Below are 15,732 nucleotides of genomic sequence, written 5' to 3' on the forward strand. Positions count from 1 at the left end.
TTGTCGGTGCCCTCTGCGAGAATGGTGTCATGTCCACCACCGCAACACCTTTGGATGCCGAGGCGTCGCCGGGTGAGCGTATGGACGCGTTCTTCGACGAGATCGGTGAGCTGACCGGGCAGCGCAACGCGATCGACGCACGGCTGGTGGAGATCGTCGCTGAGATCGATCGTGACGGGCTGTGGGGCGCGACCGGGGCCCGGTCGCTCACGTCGTTGGTGGCGTGGAAGACCGGGGTGTCGCCTCGCAACGCCGAGGTCATGGTGGCCGTCGCGCATCGGTTGGAGGAATTCCCGCGCTGCGCCGAGGCGATGGGTGAGGGCCGGTTGTCGTTGGATCAGGTCGGTGTCGTCGCCGAACGTGCGGCCGACGGGTCCGATGAGCACTACGCGCAGTTCGCCGAAAGCGCCACGGTCACGCAACTGCGGACGGCGGTGAAGCTGGAGCCGCGCCCCGACCCTGGCCCGGACGCGGAGCCGACGCCGGAGCCGCAGCGGTCGATCAAGAAAACCACCCACGATGACGGTTCCACGACGTACACGATCCGGTTGCCGAAGTTGGAGGCGGCCAAGTTCGATGCGGCGGTGGCGTCGCATCAGGATGCGTTGATCGCGGACTGGAATCGCGACCACGACGCTGGGGAAACCGGTGAGCCCGCGTCCGAGCAGGTGCCGCCATTCCCGAACCAGGTGGACGCGTTCATGAGCCTGGTCGAGGCCGGCTGGGACTGTGATGTGGCGCGCCGCCCGCACGGTCAGCACGCCACGGTCGTCGTGCATTTCGATCTTGAACAGCGTTCGGCGGCTCTGCATCTGGGGTCGTTGCTCACCGACGACGAACGTCGGCTGCTGTTGTGTGATGCGACGTGCGAGGTGTGGCTGCAGCGGCATGGTCAGCCGATCGGCGCCGGGAGGTCGACGCGCACCATCAGTCGCCGCCTACGCCGCGCCCTGGAGCACCGCGACCGCTGCTGCGTGGTGCCCGGATGCGGGGCCACCCGCGGCCTGCACGCCCACCACATCATCCATTGGGAGGACGGCGGGGTCACCGAACTGCACAACCTGGTGCTGGTGTGCCCCTATCACCACCGGTTGCACCACAAAGGCGGTATCACCATCACCGGGCCCGCTGACCGGCTCGTCGTCACGGATGCTGCCGGGCAACCACTGACCAACCGATCCCTGGCCCGGCCACCCACCACACCGCCACCTGATGTGCCGCCGTGCCCCGGACCCACCGGGGAACGCGCCCAATGGTGGTGGTACCAACCCTTCGAACCACCACCCACACCATCAGCCAACTAGGTGGTGCATCGAATTGACTTGGCCGCCAGGGTGATCCGTGTGCGGCCAGTGCCTACCGCCCCGGCAGCCGCGTGGTGACCTCCTGCAGCACCCAACCGTTACCGTCGGGATCCTCGAACGAGGCGTAAGACGCGTAGCTCCGGCGGTCCGGGTCCGGGCCGGGAACTCGCCCGGCGGTACCTGCCCGGTGGAAGACCCCACCCTCGTCGTGGAACACCTCACTGATCGCGACGCCGCGGCCGGCCAACTCAGCACGGGCGGCAACAATGTCGTCGACCACCAGGTACAGGCCGCGCACCGAGCCGGGCGCAGCATCAGAGACGCCGGTACCGAAGATGACCGAGGCCCCGGAACCCGGTGGGGTCAACTGGATTACGCGGAAGTCGTCGGCGGTGGTGAAGTCACCGTCCAACCGCCACCCCAACGATTCGTAGAAGCTCTTGGCCCGATCAACGTCGGACACCGGCAGGACTGCGATCTCGAATTTCATATCCATGCCGGGTCAAAGCGCCGCGGCCCGCGCAGGCATTCCCACGGATCGTGGGGGTGAGAGGGCCAGGCTATTCGGAATCGATTCTGCGATGGTGGTGCTCAGCGTGACGGACGACCGAAAGGACCAGCGATGAGCACGACCGAAATCGCCACCCCCACAATGGACCTCGCTACCCTGAACGACGGCGGCCCATTCCTCACCGCCGCCGGGCTCCGGCTCACAGAGGTGAGCGGTGACCTTGTCGTCGGCACCATCGAGCTGGGACCCGAACACCACACGCCGTGGGGCGTCGTGCACGGCGGCGTCTACACCAGTGCGGTGGAGACAGCAGCGAGCGTCGGAGCCAGTGCGGCAGTGGCCGATCGCGGGCAGTTCGCAGTCGGAGTGCACAACAGCACCGACTTCATTCGTTCCACGGCCGGCGGCACCGCCACGGTACGAGCCACCCCCGTACAGCAGGGACGCTCCCAGCAGTTGTGGGACGTCACGATCACCGGCCCCGACGGTCGGCTCCTCGCGCGCGGCAGCCTACGGCTGCACAACGTCGAGCTGCACCGCTAGCTCCGCTTCCACCGCTGATATTCCACCGGCAGACAGACCGCGCAGGGCCGATACCCCGCCGCAACAGCCGCCCGCGCATCGGCGAAGAACACCCGCTGGGTGACGTAGCCGCCGGCAGCGATGGCGCGGGCCGCCGACGGGCAGTCAAGCCGACCATAGATCTTGCTACGGCGATGTCCCCCAACAGTTCCCGGCGTGCTGCTCACATAGGGCCGGCCCTTCGTGTCGACGAGCTGGTACGTCATGCGGCGTCGTGGAAGATCAAGCCGAGGGTCATGCGGGAACCAGAGCGCAGCGTGGACACCCCATGACGTACGGGCCCCGCGGCCCAACCGCGTTTCGACAGCACGGGCCGCTCCCGGGTGGTGATGACCAGCCCGCGTCCGTGCGGAATCGACAGGGCAGTGCCGCGGGACTGGGCCCTGGGCCGCTGCTCGTAGAGCAGGAACTCGCCACCGGTGTAATCGACGTCGGGCCTAGTCAGGTTGATGACGACCTGCAGTGGAAACACCAAGTCTCCGTACAGATCCTGGTGCAGGGCGCACCAGCCGCCGGCGCCGTACTTGAGCAGCAGTGCCGTGGTCCGCGTCTGCCCCGCCCGGTGACAGGTATCCAGCCATTCGTCGAAGCTGTCCGGCCATGGCGGGTCGCGGCGCAGTTTCGTCCACCAGTCCCGAGCGATGGGCAGCAACCTCGGATACAGCGCATGTTTGAGCTCGCTGACAGCATCGGGATAAGGGCGGTTGAAGTACCGGTATTGGCCTTCGCCGAACCGGTATCGGGCCATGTCGATGGTCGAGCGGAAGCGGCGCGCGTCCGGGTAGAGGGCGGCCAGTTCGGCGGTTTCGTCCGGTGTGAGCAGAGGCCCGGTCAGCGCGCAGCCGACCGTGTCCAGCTCGGTGCGGACCGCGTCCCAGTCCGTGGCGTCCACGCGCTGCTGCCAGACGGTCATGCCGCGGCCTCCAGATCGAGCAGCAGACGCTTGGCCTCCGGACCACCGAGGTAGCCGCCCATCGCACCGTCACTGCGCACCACACGATGGCACGGAACCACCACGGGCAGTGGGTTTTTCGCGCACGCGGTGCCGACGGCACGCACCGCCTTGGGGCTGCCCGCGAGCGCGGCGACGGCCGCGTAGCTGGCGGTCTCGCCGTAGCCGATCTGGGGCAGGTGGTGCAGGACCGCGCTCCGGAAGCCGGCGGACAGGCGCCAGTCCAGAGGCACGTCGAAAGTGCGTCGGGTCCGGGCGAAGTACTCGTCGAGCTGACGGGCGGCCGCGTCGAGTCGGTCCGGCGCGTGCAGGATGCGTGGACTCACCTTGTCGGCCAGCTGCTGCAGCACCGCGTCGTGGTCTTCGCGGGCGTAGGCAACACGGACCAACCCCCGTTCGGTGGCAGCCAACAGCAGCGGGCCCACCGGAGTGTCGACGGTGCGGTAGGCGAGGTCCAGCAGGCCCTCGTGTTGAGCGGCGGCGGCCAGACGGCTGTGCAGCGCGGCGAGCTTGTCGGCGCCGGGTTGGGTGACACGCGCCAGGTCGGTGGCGATGTGCTCGTTGTCAGTCATGGTGGTCTCCTTTCGGCGGAGTGCCGGTGTAGGTGCGGCGAAGCGTCGCGATGCCGTCGCTCGCGGCGCGGCGGGCGGCCGCGGCGGTACCGCCGACGATGTCGGCGATCTCGTTGTAGGGCAGGCCGGCCAGATAGTGATAGGCGACGGCGAGCTTCTGCTTGTCGGGTAGTTGATCGACCGCAGTGGCGAGGTCGTCGAAATCCACGGCGTCTCGCGGCCCCGGCGTCTCGGGCACGACATCGGTCGGGACGGGCTGACGTGTCCGGGCCCGCGTGATGTCGATGGCCTTACGGTGCGCGATGGTCACCAGCCAGGCCTCCAGGTTGGCGTCGGCGGGAAGGTCCGGGTAGGCCTTCAGCGCCGCCAGGAACGTCTCTGACCAGGCGTCATCGGCGTCATGTGCACCGACGACGGTGCAACACACCCGGAAGACGGTCGGGCCGTGGTTGCGGACCACGGCCTCGAACGGCGGTTTGGCTTTCACACCCTGTAGACGCTCCGCGGCCGGCATTTGTGAGGTGTCGGCTGACTTTTACAGCTCCCGCAGCGCTTCGAGCGCTTTCGCGGAGTCGCTGCCGAGGTCGGCGCGGAATGTGATGACGTGCTGACCACCAGAATGCGGCAGGTTCAACCGGTTGCGGTGCAGGAAGAGTTCACCGACCACAGGATGACGCACGTGCATGACCCCCGGCCGATAGCCGACGTCGGCCCGTGACCAGAGGTCGCGGAAACGGGCACTGGCGGAAGACAGTTCGTTGACCATGCGCTGCAGGTGCGGATCGTCGGGGTGAGCACCGGTGACTTCCCGCAGCCCGCCGACCGCGACCTCGGTCGCCTCGTCCCAGTCGACGTAGAACTCCCTGGCCGCCGGATCCAGCAGCCGCCACGCGAGAATGTTGGAGCCAGGCCGGAATCCAGGTGCCAGCGCACACGCGAGTTGATTGGCGGCCAGCACATCCTGATACCGGCTGGCGACGAAGGCCGGCATGGGGAACTGGTCGATCAGGTCGGGGAGGCCGTCGCGGGCCTCCTCCAATTCCGACTTCTCCCACTGGGTTCCGCTCGGATTGGCCAATTGGTGCAGGTATTCGGTGCCCTTGATGTCCAGTTGCAGCGCCCGGGCCAGCGCGTCCAGAATCTGCGGTGACGGGTTCTTGTCGCGCCCCTGCTCCAAACGCAGGTAGTAGTCGGAACTGATACCCGCCAGCAACGCAAGTTCCTCACGGCGCAGCCCGGCGACGCGGCGTCGGGCACCTGGGATCAGCCCGACATCCTCAGGCCGCACCTGCTCACGCCGTGACCTGAGGTAATCACCGAGCGCGTTCCCCTTCGCCATCGGCTAAGCCTAATGGCCGCACTCGTCAACGCGGCTCGTTCCTCGCCATGCCAACCCTGTCCCTGCCAATACCAGGATCGCGGCGGCGTTCCCATCGAACTCGTCGCGGCCTGATCGTGGATATCAGCAGGCGAGACAAGGAGTGTGGACATGAACCGACGGGACGTCGAATTCACCACCGATGACGGCGTGGTGCTGCGCGGCTGGCTGTTCCTGCCGGACGGCGCAGGGCCACACCCGGGCATCACGATGGCGCACGGCTTCGCCGGGGTGAAGGAACACGGGCTGGCGCGGTTCGCCGAACTGTTCGCCGACGCCGGATTCGTCGTCCTGGTGCACGATCACCGGGGATTCGGCGCCAGCGATGGCGCGCCGCGCGGTGACGTCGACCCGTGGGTACAGATCGCCGACTGGCGGCGCGCCATCTCGTTCCTGGAAAGTCATCCGTCGGTCGATCCGTCTCGAATCGGCTTGTGGGGCAGCAGTTATGCCGGTGGGCACGCCCTCGTGCTGGGCGCCACCGACCGCCGGCTGCGAGCCGTCGTCGCGCAGGTGCCGACGATCAGCGGCTACCAGCAGGGCCTGCGCCGGGTGGCACCCGAGCACGTGGCCGCGCTGGAGACGGCATTCATCGATGACGAACGCCGACGGTTCCGGGGCGAGGCGCCGGCGGTGCAGGCGATCGTCAGCGACGACCCCGCGGTACCCGCCGCCTATCGCTCCGCCGAAGCCATCGCCTTCTACACGCAACCGGTACCGGACGGGGCGTGGGCCAACACGATGACGGTGCGGTCGTCCCGCGCGGCACGCATGTACGAGCCGGGCACCTGGATCGCCCGGGTGTCCCCCACACCGCTGCTCATGGTCGTCGGACTGCGCGACACCGTCACCATGACCGACCTGGAACTCCAGGCCTACGAACAGGCTCTCGAGCCCAAGAAGCTGGTCACCATCGACGGCGGGCACTTCGACCCCTACCTCTCCCAGTTCCCCACGGCCGGCGCCGCTGCCCGCGACTGGTTCACCGAACACCTCGCCTGAAAGGACTTCATCATGACCACGCTGAACTACGAGGTGCTGGTGCACGACGGACTGCGTCGCCACCGCGAACAGCGACTGCCCGACGGCAGCCCCATCGTGTCCTCGCCGGTCTCATCCACGCTCATCTTCGGCGATCACGACGCCGTGCTCGTCGACCCGCCATTCACCCACGACCAGATCGGAAGGGTCGGCGATTGGATCGACGCCTCGGGCAAGACTCTCACGGCCGTCTACGCCACGCATGGCCACGGCGACCATTGGTTCGGCACCGACGTTCTGCTGCAACGCTTTCCGGGCGCTGTCGCCTACGCGACGGCGGGCACCATCAGCAAGATGCACGAGCAGGCCACGGCGGGCCGTGCCCAGATGTGGGATGTCGACTTTCCGGGCATGATCCCGCCGAGCCCCGTTGTCTACCAACAGGTTCCGGACGACGGGTTCGAGCTGGAGGGGGAACGCCTGGTCCCCATCGATGTCGGCCACACCGATACCGATGACACCACCGTTCTGCACGTACCGTCGATCGGCCTGGTCGTCGCCGGCGACGTCGCCTACAACGGCGTGCACCAGTATCTGCTGGAGAGCGACCACGGCGGTATCCGGTCATGGCTGCAGGCCCTCAACAAGGTCACCGCGTTACAGCCCCTCGCGGTGGTGGCCGGGCACAAGAACAAAGACCTCCCCGACGACCCCGCGATTCTCAACGACACGCGCAACTATCTGCTCGACGCACAGCGACTGCTGGCTGGAAACCCCAGTCCCCGTGAATTTTTCGACCACATGATCCGGCTGTACCCGGACCGCCTCAACGTCGGCCCGGTCTGGTACAGCGCCGTGGCCCTCCTGTCCTGAAAGGCATTCCATCATGATCATCGACCCCGCAGACCTCGACCCGACCTCGGCCTACAAGCTGCTCATCGGCAGCGTCCTGCCCCGCCCCATCGCCTGGGTCAGCACCGCATCGACCGAAGGCGTCGGCAACATCGCGCCGATCTCGTTCTTCACCGTGGTCGGCCGCATGCCGCCGATGCTGTCCATCAGCCTGCAGCCGCGGTCCGATGGCGTCACGTTGAAAGACACCTTCGTCAACATCCGCGACACCAACGAGTTCGTCGTCAACATCGCCACCATCGACAACGCCGACGCGGTGCACCGGTCAGCGTTCGAATTCGACCACGACGTCGATGAATTCGCCGCGCTCGGCCTACACAAGGCGGCATCGGAGGTGGTGTCGGCGCCCCGCATCGCCGAAGCTCCGATCTCGTTCGAGTGCGAGGTGGACCGCATCTTCGAGATGCCGCCCCTGCCCGACCACGTCGTGTGGGGACGGGTGAAGAAGATTCACGTCCGCGATGAGCTCTACCTGCCGAGCGGACGCATCGACGTCGGTGCGCTGGGGGCGTTCGGCCGTCTGGCTGCCGAATACTCGTTGATCGACAACATTTTCACCACGCCGCTGCCCGCGGACGTCGTCGAGACCCTCAGCACCCGGCGGGCCGCCCGCATCGATGGCCATTCGGCCGACTTCTCCCCCATCGACACCGCCGCCTGGTCTGCCTCTGGAGCCACGAAATGACCACCGTCCTGTTCATCCATGGCTTCCTCGACGACGAAACCGTCTGGGATGACGTGATTTCCGCGCTGCCCGACGATGTCGCGCCGGTGCGTTACACCTTGCCGGGCTTCGGCGCACGCGCACAGTCGGCCTCCGACCCAGCCGCCATATCGCTGCGATCGCTGGCGGCCGAGGCCGGCCAACTGCTCGACGGCGCCGAGTCCGACGTGATCGTCGTGGGTCAGAGCATGGGCGCACAGGTCGCGGAGTTGGTGGCCCTCGCGCACGCCGACAAGGTCATCGGCTTGGTCCTCATCACCCCGGTGCCATTGGGCGGCACCAGACTTCCCGCTGAGGCGGTCGCGCAGTTCCGGGCGCTGGGCGGCGATCCTGACGGCCAGCGGGCCGCCCGCGTGCACCTGTCACCGAAACTCAGTGCCGAACAACTCGACCGGTTGACCCGGATCGGCGCAACCACGCAGCCGGATGTGGTCGCCCGGTACGTCGATATCTGGAACGACGGCGATGCGGAGGCAGCCGCGGCCGGTGAATTCACCGGCCCCGTCGCGGTAATTCGGGGCGGTGCAGATTCATTCGTCACCGACGAGGTCATCGCCACCGTCACAGCGCGGCTGCCGCAGGCGCGCAAGCACGTCATCGACGACGGCGGGCACTGGGTCCATGTCGAGCACCCCGGACAGGTGAGCGCAGTACTTCTCGACTTCGTCGCGGAGACCGCGCCCGCTGCGACGAAGGGCTGGCAGCAGGGTTTCCTCGAGCAGTCCCAGCACACGTTCGCCGACGAATTCGCCGAGGACATCGTGCTGGACACCAGCGTCATGACCACACCGGTCCGCGGCCGACAGCTCGTCGCGGCGGTGATGGCCACAGCGAGCTCGATCTACGAAACCCTGGAGTTCACCGAAACCGCGGAGTCCGGGCAGACGAGTTACCTGCAGTGGCGGGCAACGGCATTCGGCGGCACCGCAATACGCGGCGTGACCATTCTGCAGCGCGACGCCGAAGGCAAGATCGCGAACGCCGCCATCCACCACCGGCCGCTGCCGGCAGTATTGCGGTTCTCCGCCGAGATCCGCGACCGCCTGACCGGCGTGCTGTCACCCGATCATTTCATCGCGGAGGCACCGTGAATCCCACTCTGCAGCACCAGACCTACGTCACCGCCCAGATCCCGCAGTCGGGGCGCGGGCCGCTGCCCGACGGCAGTCCGCGCATGTGGTCACCCATCACGTCGACCCTGATCTACGGCGTACACGACGCAGTGCTGGTCGACCCACCGCTGACCACCGCCCCCTGCACCCGCGCGTCGTCATCGCGGGCCACAAGAACCCCGACGCCGCCGACGACGCGTCGCAGATCGCGGAGACCCGCCGCTACCTCACCGACGCCCGGGACCTCCTCACCACGGCCGGCGGTGCTCAGGAGTTCTACGAAGCGATGCTGTCCCGGTACCCCGACCGGATCAACCCCGGCGCGCTGTGGGGCGCCGCCATCACGCTGTTCCCAGCCTGAGTCCGTGTGAGGCAATTCCTCACAGCTGCAAGGAGATCGGTCGTGGCGACCCGCCCGCCCCGACCCGCACGATGGGATATGCGCTCCTCCGCCTGGCTCTCGATCGCGCGCACCGCCGCCGCCCTGGCCGCGGCGATGGGCATCGGCCGGTTCGCCTATACGCCGATCCTCCCGCTGATGACGGGCCACGCCGGCCTGACCGCGCAGGCCGCCGGTCAACTCGCGACCGCCAACTACGTCGGCTATCTGATCGGCGCCGTGGGTGCCGCTGCCTCGCCTCGGCTTGCCCGTTCCGTGGTCGCCTGTCGCACGTCGCTGGTGATCCTCGTCGGGACGCTGGCGGCAATGGCGCTCTGCACCAACGTCATCGAGTGGGGCGTCCTGCGCCTGGTCGCGGGGATCGCCAGCGCGCTGGTCTTCGTCATCGCGGTCAACACGCTGATGGACCACGGGCATCCCGTGCACCACGCCGGTTGGGCCTTCAGCGGCGTCGGGATCGGCATCGCGTTGTCGGCGGCGCTGCCGGCCACCGCGGACTGGCAGGCGGCATGGTGGGTGGCCACCATCCTGGCCGCGCTGCTCAGCGCGTTCGCCTGGTTCATCCGCCCTGGGGCCACTGCCGAGGTCGCGAAACCTCCTGCCGGGCAACAGGTCAACACCCGCGGTCTCCTGGACCTGCTGATGACGAGCTACACCCTCGAGGGCGTCGGCTACATCATCGCCGGCACGTTTCTGGTCGCGGCGGTCGCACAGCAGTCACCGGGTGGGCTCGGCAGCGCCGTGTGGTTGTTGGTCGGCCTCGCCGCAGCACCATCGGCCGCATTCTGGGCGCGGTTCACCGGCCGCTTCGCGTATTCGGCACTGCTGGTGGCCGCACTGTTGCTGCAAGCCGCGGGAATTGCCGCGGCGGGAACAGGAAACGGCATTGCGGCACTCGCCGGGGCCGTGCTGTTCGGCGGCACCTTCATCGGCATCAGCACCCTCGCACTCGCGGCCGGCCGGGCGTTGCAGTTCCCGGGCGCCGTCGCGTTGCTGACGACGGGCTACTCGGTGGGCCAGATCATCGGGCCGGTCGCGGTGGCACCCCTGCTGCACAACGGGTTCCAGCAGGCCCTGCTGGCCGGTGCTGCCGTCGTGCTACTGGCCGCCGTGGCCGCGCTGTTGATGTGGATCAGTGGACGGCAGCCACGCGTCGTCAACCCCGAACGAGGCGACGTCACGCGTGAGCGCGTCGACGACAGCGTGAACGGCAGGGTTGTCTTCTCCCCGGCGCCACACCAGTGACCACGTCCACAGCGGTTCGGGGTGAATCACCGGACGACGCACCAGGTCTCGCGGCAGGGCATCCGTCTGACCTCGGGGGTTGTTGAGCACCGGCCGGCCCAGCTGCCGGACGTGCTCGAAGAACGTCGGCCCGGTGACGCCACCGTCGTCGGTGCGCAACACCCGCGCACCGGTGTCCGCGGCGAACTGCTCACCGTACCGGTTCCACGACTCCCAACTGGCGATGTCTGAATCCACCAGCACCAGAGTGTCTTTCGCTTGCACCGGCGAGTCGTCGGGGCCGACGCACAAGGCGAACAGCCGGTCCACGCCCATCAGCCGTGCCTCCAACGACAGCGTGTCCAGATCGTCGGTCTGTACCCAGCAGATCGCGAGGTCCAGGACACCGTCCGAGACCCGCGCCGCCTGCGCGTGCGAGGGCATCACCCAGGTATCGACGCGCAACTGCGCGACGCCGGCCGCGCGCTCGGCGAGGTCGGTCGGACACCAGTTGACATAGCCGATACGGATCGGCTCCGAGTTCGACAAACCGATTGCCCGCCTGCGGAATTCATCGGCCTGGGCCACCAGGGACCGCGCGTGGGGCAACAGTGACGCACCCGCCGCGGTCAGGCTCACCGAGCGGCGGTCGCGATCGAACAGGTCCACCTTGAGGTCGCGTTCGAGCGCCTTGATCTGCTGGGACAGCGATGGCCCGGCAATGCGCAGCCGTTCTGCAGCGCGGCCGAAGTTCAGCTCATCGGCAACGGCGACGAAGTACCGAAGTTGCCGCAGCTCCATGGCAACAGCGTAGTAGGCGCAGCCTCTCAGCAAGAAGCGAATAAGTCCCGTGGCGAGGGCATCGACGCAGGCTGATCGAGGTTGTGAAGGGCAGCACCGTCAATCGAAAGGACCCCCGATGAGCACAACAACCCGCGTCGCGATCGTAACCGGCGCATCCCAGGGCATCGGCGAAGCGCTGGTGGCCGGCTACCGCAAGCTGGGCTACGCCGTCGTCGCCAACTCCCGCACCATCTCCGAGAGCGGCGATCCCATGGTCCTCACCGTCGCAGGTGACATCGCCCAGCCGGGTGTCGGCCAGCAGCTCGTCGACGCCGCCGTCGAGCACTTTGGACGGGTCGACACCGTCGTCAACAACGCGGGCATCTTCATCGCCAAGCCGTTCACCGAGTACACCGACGAGGACTACGACGCCATCACCGGCGTGAATTCACGTGGTTTCTTCGAACTGACCCGCGCCGCCATCAGGACCATGGAGGTCCAGGGCGACGGCGGCCACATCGTCACCATCTCCACCAGCCTGGTGGACCAGGCCAACTCGCAGGTGCCCTCGGCCCTGGCGTCGCTGACCAAGGGCGGCCTCAACGCGGCGACCAAGGCGTTGGCCGTCGAATACGGCACCCGCGGAATCCGGGCCAATGCAATCGCACTCGGCATCATCCGCACCCCGATGCACCCGGCGGAGACCCATGAGTTCCTGTCGGCGCTGCACCCGGTCGGTCACATGGGTGACATCTCCGACGTCGTCGACGCAGCGCTGTACCTGGAGAACGCCACGTTCGTCACCGGCGAAATCCTGCACGTGGATGGTGGTCAGAGTGCCGGCCACTGAAATCGTGCGCGAGGTTCTGGACCGGTGGCAGGCAGGTATCGCCGCCCACCGGCCGGACCAGGTCGCCGCGGTGTTCACCGACGACGCGATATTCCAAGGACTTCGGCCCTACAGCGTCGGACGGCAGGGCGTCTTCGATTACTACGACTCGCAGCCTGTCGGCCTGACGGTCGACTACCGCATCAACGAGATCCGCGAGCCCGCAGACGGCGTCGTACTGGCCTACACCCGGGCCGACTTCACCCGCCCCGACGGGCAGGTGATCAGCCTGAATCTGAGTGTCCTTGTCACACAAGGTGACAACGGCTGGCAGATCGCGCACTACCAGGTGTCGCCCGTCAGCTGACAGGCGAATCAGAACTGCGGTAGGGGTTCCCCGACGCGGTAGGCCTCGATGACATCGAGGTTCGCCATCAACTGCTCGACGGTGAAGCTGTAGATCTCGCCGTCCTCTTCGGTGCCGACGAGGATCAGCTGCGGCTGATCCGGATCGGACACCCAGATGCGGGTCACCAGTTCACGTGGATCGTCCTCGGTGGAGTCGAAGCCCGACGGCGGGTAGTACCAGATCAGGTACTCGTCGTTCGAATACTCCGAATCGAAAACCCAACCGCGCGGCAGGATTTCGCCCGCGATCCGCCCGACGGCCTCGACCTCGGCGTGTACTTCGTCGGGCAGCCAGTTGGCGTTGCGAGTCGTCTGCCGCTTCTTGCGACGCGCCTTCTTGGCCGCGGTCTGCTTCGACATCCTCCAGCCCCCTAGCTCAACGCCTGATCCAGATCGGCGATCAGATCCTCGGTGCCCTCGAGCCCGACGGAAATCCGCACCACGCCGTCGCCCAGACCGATCGCGGCCCGCCCCTCCGGCCCCATCGCCCGATGGGTGGTGGTGGCGGGGTGGGTGATCAGCGTCTTGGAGTCACCGAGGTTGTTGGAGATGTCGATGACGTTCAGCTTGTCGAGCACCTCGAACGCCCGGTCCTTACCGCCGTCGAGCTCGAAGGTGACGACGGTACCGCCTCCGCGCATCTGCCGCTTGGCCAGGTCGTGCTGCGGATGTGACTGCAGGAACGGGTATTTCACCCAGTTCACGCCCTTCACACCTTCGAGGAACTCGGCCACCCGCTGCGCGGACCGGTTCGAGTAGTCGACCCGAATAGCCAGCGTCTCAAGGCCTTTCAGCATGGTCCACGCATTGAACGCGCTCATGGCGGGACCCGTGTGCCGCATCAGCTGCTGCACCGGTCCGGTGATGTACTCCGTGTCACCGAGGATCGCGCCGCCGAGCACCCGGCCCTGGCCGTCGATGTGCTTGGTGCCCGAGTAGACGACCACGTCGGCACCCAGCTCCATGCCCTGCTGCAGCAGCGGCGTCGCGAAGACGTTGTCCAGCACCACCTTCGCGCCGGCGGCGTGCGCCAGCTCCGACACCGCGGCGATATCCACCAGCGACTGCATCGGGTTGGACGGCGTCTCGAAGAACACCGCGGTGGTCGGCACCGACAGCGCTTCCTCCCACTGCGACAGGTCGTCACCGTCGACGAAGACGGTCTCGACACCCCAGCGCGGCAGGATCTCGTTGCACACCACGAAGCACGAACCGAACAGGCTGCGCGCCGCGACCAGCCGGTCACCGGCCGCGAGCAGTGCGCCCAGCGCGGTGAACACCGCGGCCATACCGGTCGCCGTCGCGAAAGCGGCCGGCGCGCCTTCGATGAGCCGCAGCCGTTCCTCGAACATCTGGATGGTCGGGTTGCCGTAGCGCGAGTACACGTAGCGGTCGATCTCGCCGGTGAACGCCTGCTCCGCGGCAGCCGCCGACTCGTAGACGTAGCCCGAGGTCAGGAACATCGCCTCGGCGGTCTCCTCGAACTCGGACCGCAGCAGTCCCCCGCGCACGCCGATGGTCGCCTGACTGACGCCGTCCGGCAGCGGTGCCGGGACCCGGACCGAGGGGACGCCGTCCGCGTTCAGGCCCCTCACGACTGCACCCACGGCAGTCCGATGGCGCGCCAGCCGCTGCCACCGCGATGCCCCTGCTCGTCGAGATGCCCCTCGAAGCCGTCGAGCACGTTGTACGACGGGCCGATGCCCGCGGCGGTCGCCGCCTCGGCGGCCCCGATCGAGCGGTTGCCCGAGCGACACAGGAACACCACCGGCCGGTCGCCGGGCGTCACGCCGGCAGCAAGGAGGTCGTCGACGAAGCTGGTGTTGCGCTTGCCGTCATTCGACACCCATTCGATGTACACAACGTCACGACCGAGGCTGGAGATGTCGGGCACTCCGACCCAACGCCATTCGGCGTCGGTCCGGCAGTCGACGAGCACCGCCTCGGGGTTCTCACTGAGCAGGTCCCAGGCCTGCTGCGGCGTGATATCTCCCGCGTAGCTCACGGATGCGAGTCTGTCACAAACTAGCTCGGGACCGGCGAGCACACCTTCCATCCGCCGTCCTCGTTCACCAGCACCACCGGCGCGTTGGGCTTCTGATCCGGCGTCTTGTCGAAGTGGTACACCAGCACGGCAGTGGCCTTCTGGCCGTCGAACTTGATGTCACGCACCTCGTCGACATACCGCTGCCCGTTCTTGGCAGCCGAATCCTCTTGCTTGGCAAGCACATCGGCCTCGGTACCGGCCTGCGCCTTGCAGGTGTAGCTCTGGAAGCGCGAATAGTCCTTGCGCTGCAGCCCGTCGTTCTGGCCGACGACCGCGGTGCGGACCAACTGCTCCGGCGTCGGGTCGTTCCGGCCGAACACCCCGATGGCGTTCAGGACGGCAATTATCACCACGAGGACCACAATGACCGCCAATGCGGCCAGGAACGGTCCCATGGTCTGGCGGGCGTGCGATTCGGATTCGGTCATATCACTTCCCTGTCTGGTTGATCGCCGCTGCCACCTGATGCGCGCGGTCGCGGGCCCGCACGACGTCGGGCGCCGTCGCCAGCGCCACACACACCTCACCGGACAGCCGCACGTCGCTCTCGGCGACCGCCAGCGCATCGGCGAGGGCCCACGTGGCGGACGACGGGCGGCTGACTTCACCGGCTGCCGGCGAAATCATGATGGTGTCGACCGGCAGGCCCAGGATCGCCCGGGCATGCAGATCGAACTGCGAGAGCCGCTGCGACCGCGTCGTGACGAAGCCGGCACCGGTGAGCATCGGGTGCACCGTCGCGAAGTAGACCTCCTCGGCCCCTGACTCCGGGTCGGCACCGACCAGCAGGTCGACGGTGAACAGCCCCGTGCCGCCGAGCTTGCCCGCGATCCGGGCGGCGATCGAGCGGGCGGCATCCAGCGCCGGTTCCGTCAGCTGGTGCGGCTGCCACAGCTCCAGCGGGCCACCGTTGTCGCGGCGGTGCCCGATCGGCTCGCAGAACTGCACCACCGGCCCCGCCGCACCCTGGGTCCGCACCGTCAGCATGGTGAAATCGGCAGCCCCGTCGCCGG

At 67.6% G+C, this 15,732-nt stretch carries 21 protein-coding genes and 1 pseudogene; 10 read left to right on the plus strand and 12 right to left on the minus strand.

The annotated features are described in order from the left end of the window. Window positions 1–29 precede the first annotated feature (29 nt). Window positions 30–1,304 carry an HNH endonuclease signature motif containing protein gene (locus tag EB75_RS07430; RefSeq protein ID WP_073694796.1) on the plus strand — a complete coding sequence of 425 codons (1,275 nt, stop codon included), beginning with the start codon at window positions 30–32 and terminating at the stop codon, window positions 1,302–1,304. Window positions 1,305–1,356: 52 nt separating this feature from the next. Here the strand turns inward: EB75_RS07430 and EB75_RS07435 are convergent, their stop codons facing one another. Then, entirely contained in the window at window positions 1,357–1,800 is a 444-nt protein-coding gene (locus tag EB75_RS07435) for a VOC family protein (protein ID WP_073694797.1), read from the minus strand. 156 nt (window positions 1,801–1,956) lie between these two features. On the opposite strand from EB75_RS07435, the gene EB75_RS07440 reads away from it, so the two are divergent. Further along, window positions 1,957–2,358, plus strand: coding sequence for a PaaI family thioesterase (locus EB75_RS07440; RefSeq protein ID WP_073694820.1), 402 nt, complete (start codon window positions 1,957–1,959; stop codon window positions 2,356–2,358). On the opposite strand, the gene EB75_RS07445 is transcribed toward EB75_RS07440, so the two are convergent. From EB75_RS07445 to EB75_RS07465, 5 genes are read right to left on the minus strand one after another with little or no spacing between them, the layout of a single operon-like run. After that, a complete protein-coding gene (locus EB75_RS07445; protein WP_073694798.1) occupies window positions 2,355–2,603 on the minus strand; it encodes an Ada metal-binding domain-containing protein in 249 nt (82 codons plus the stop codon). The two genes, EB75_RS07440 and EB75_RS07445, sit on opposite strands and share 4 nt — an antisense overlap. Beyond that, complete coding sequence (locus tag EB75_RS07450) at window positions 2,600–3,310, minus strand: 2OG-Fe(II) oxygenase (RefSeq protein ID WP_073694799.1); 711 nt, start codon at window positions 3,308–3,310, stop codon at window positions 2,600–2,602. Before EB75_RS07450 ends, EB75_RS07445 begins: the two co-directional genes overlap by 4 nt. After that, complete coding sequence (locus tag EB75_RS07455) at window positions 3,307–3,921, minus strand: methylated-DNA--[protein]-cysteine S-methyltransferase (protein ID WP_083612060.1); 615 nt, start codon at window positions 3,919–3,921, stop codon at window positions 3,307–3,309. The genes EB75_RS07450 and EB75_RS07455 overlap by 4 nt, the downstream gene beginning before the upstream one ends. Beyond that, window positions 3,914–4,435: an RNA polymerase sigma factor gene (locus EB75_RS07460; RefSeq protein ID WP_073694800.1), complete on the minus strand. Its 522-nt coding sequence runs from the start codon at window positions 4,433–4,435 to the stop codon at window positions 3,914–3,916. Before EB75_RS07460 ends, EB75_RS07455 begins: the two co-directional genes overlap by 8 nt. Window positions 4,436–4,456: 21 nt before the next feature. Continuing rightward, the gene (locus EB75_RS07465) at window positions 4,457–5,260 is read right to left on the minus strand and encodes a helix-turn-helix domain-containing protein (protein WP_073694801.1); all 804 of its coding nucleotides are present in this window, start codon (window positions 5,258–5,260) and stop codon (window positions 4,457–4,459) included. A gap of 150 nt (window positions 5,261–5,410) precedes the next feature. On the opposite strand from EB75_RS07465, the gene EB75_RS07470 reads away from it, so the two are divergent. The 6 genes and pseudogenes from EB75_RS07470 to EB75_RS07495 all read left to right on the plus strand — a co-directional run. Then, on the plus strand, window positions 5,411–6,301 hold the full coding sequence (locus tag EB75_RS07470; protein ID WP_073694822.1) for an alpha/beta hydrolase: 891 nt from the start codon (window positions 5,411–5,413) through the stop codon (window positions 6,299–6,301). A gap of 12 nt (window positions 6,302–6,313) precedes the next feature. Beyond that, the gene (locus tag EB75_RS07475; RefSeq protein ID WP_174557640.1) at window positions 6,314–7,153 is read left to right on the plus strand and encodes an MBL fold metallo-hydrolase; all 840 of its coding nucleotides are present in this window, start codon (window positions 6,314–6,316) and stop codon (window positions 7,151–7,153) included. Window positions 7,154–7,166: 13 nt separating this feature from the next. Then, complete coding sequence (locus EB75_RS07480) at window positions 7,167–7,877, plus strand: flavin reductase family protein (RefSeq protein WP_073694803.1); 711 nt, start codon at window positions 7,167–7,169, stop codon at window positions 7,875–7,877. After that, the gene (locus EB75_RS29885; protein WP_073694804.1) at window positions 7,874–9,007 is read left to right on the plus strand and encodes an alpha/beta fold hydrolase; all 1,134 of its coding nucleotides are present in this window, start codon (window positions 7,874–7,876) and stop codon (window positions 9,005–9,007) included. Before EB75_RS07480 ends, EB75_RS29885 begins: the two co-directional genes overlap by 4 nt. Window positions 9,008–9,092: 85 nt before the next feature. Beyond that, entirely contained in the window at window positions 9,093–9,389 is a 297-nt protein-coding gene (locus tag EB75_RS07490; protein WP_073694805.1) for a hypothetical protein, read from the plus strand. A 177-nt stretch (window positions 9,390–9,566) separates the two neighbouring features. Continuing rightward, a pseudogene (locus EB75_RS07495) lies at window positions 9,567–10,487 on the plus strand (YbfB/YjiJ family MFS transporter); the annotation flags it as partial. A gap of 39 nt (window positions 10,488–10,526) precedes the next feature. Here the strand turns inward: EB75_RS07495 and EB75_RS07500 are convergent. Beyond that, window positions 10,527–11,453, minus strand: a complete 927-nt coding sequence (locus tag EB75_RS07500; RefSeq protein WP_073694807.1) for a LysR family transcriptional regulator — start codon at window positions 11,451–11,453, stop codon at window positions 10,527–10,529. Window positions 11,454–11,571: 118 nt separating this feature from the next. On the opposite strand from EB75_RS07500, the gene EB75_RS07505 reads away from it, so the two are divergent. After that, window positions 11,572–12,285, plus strand: a complete 714-nt coding sequence (locus EB75_RS07505) for an SDR family NAD(P)-dependent oxidoreductase (RefSeq protein WP_073694808.1) — start codon at window positions 11,572–11,574, stop codon at window positions 12,283–12,285. Continuing rightward, the gene (locus tag EB75_RS07510) at window positions 12,272–12,631 is read left to right on the plus strand and encodes a YybH family protein (RefSeq protein ID WP_353651649.1); all 360 of its coding nucleotides are present in this window, start codon (window positions 12,272–12,274) and stop codon (window positions 12,629–12,631) included. The genes EB75_RS07505 and EB75_RS07510 overlap by 14 nt, the downstream gene beginning before the upstream one ends. Before the next feature lie 8 nt (window positions 12,632–12,639). Here EB75_RS07510 and EB75_RS07515 read toward each other — a convergent pair whose 3' ends face one another. From EB75_RS07515 to EB75_RS07535, 5 genes are all read right to left on the minus strand, one after another. Further along, on the minus strand, window positions 12,640–13,032 hold the full coding sequence (locus EB75_RS07515; protein ID WP_073694810.1) for a hypothetical protein: 393 nt from the start codon (window positions 13,030–13,032) through the stop codon (window positions 12,640–12,642). Between the two features lie 11 nt (window positions 13,033–13,043). Then, window positions 13,044–14,258 (minus strand): O-succinylhomoserine sulfhydrylase, encoded by a 1,215-nt coding sequence (locus tag EB75_RS07520; protein ID WP_073694823.1) that lies wholly within the window; start codon window positions 14,256–14,258, stop codon window positions 13,044–13,046. 5 nt (window positions 14,259–14,263) lie between these two features. Further along, complete coding sequence (locus tag EB75_RS07525; RefSeq protein WP_073694811.1) at window positions 14,264–14,677, minus strand: rhodanese-like domain-containing protein; 414 nt, start codon at window positions 14,675–14,677, stop codon at window positions 14,264–14,266. 20 nt (window positions 14,678–14,697) lie between these two features. Continuing rightward, on the minus strand, window positions 14,698–15,147 hold the full coding sequence (locus EB75_RS07530; RefSeq protein ID WP_073694812.1) for an Rv0361 family membrane protein: 450 nt from the start codon (window positions 15,145–15,147) through the stop codon (window positions 14,698–14,700). A gap of 1 nt (window position 15,148) precedes the next feature. Then, window positions 15,149–15,732: ATP-grasp domain-containing protein (locus EB75_RS07535; RefSeq protein ID WP_142239475.1), on the minus strand; the 584-nt coding region annotated here is incomplete at its 5' end.

The organism is Mycobacterium sp. ST-F2, from assembly GCF_001905655.1.
GTDB lineage: Bacteria > Actinomycetota > Actinomycetes > Mycobacteriales > Mycobacteriaceae > Mycobacterium.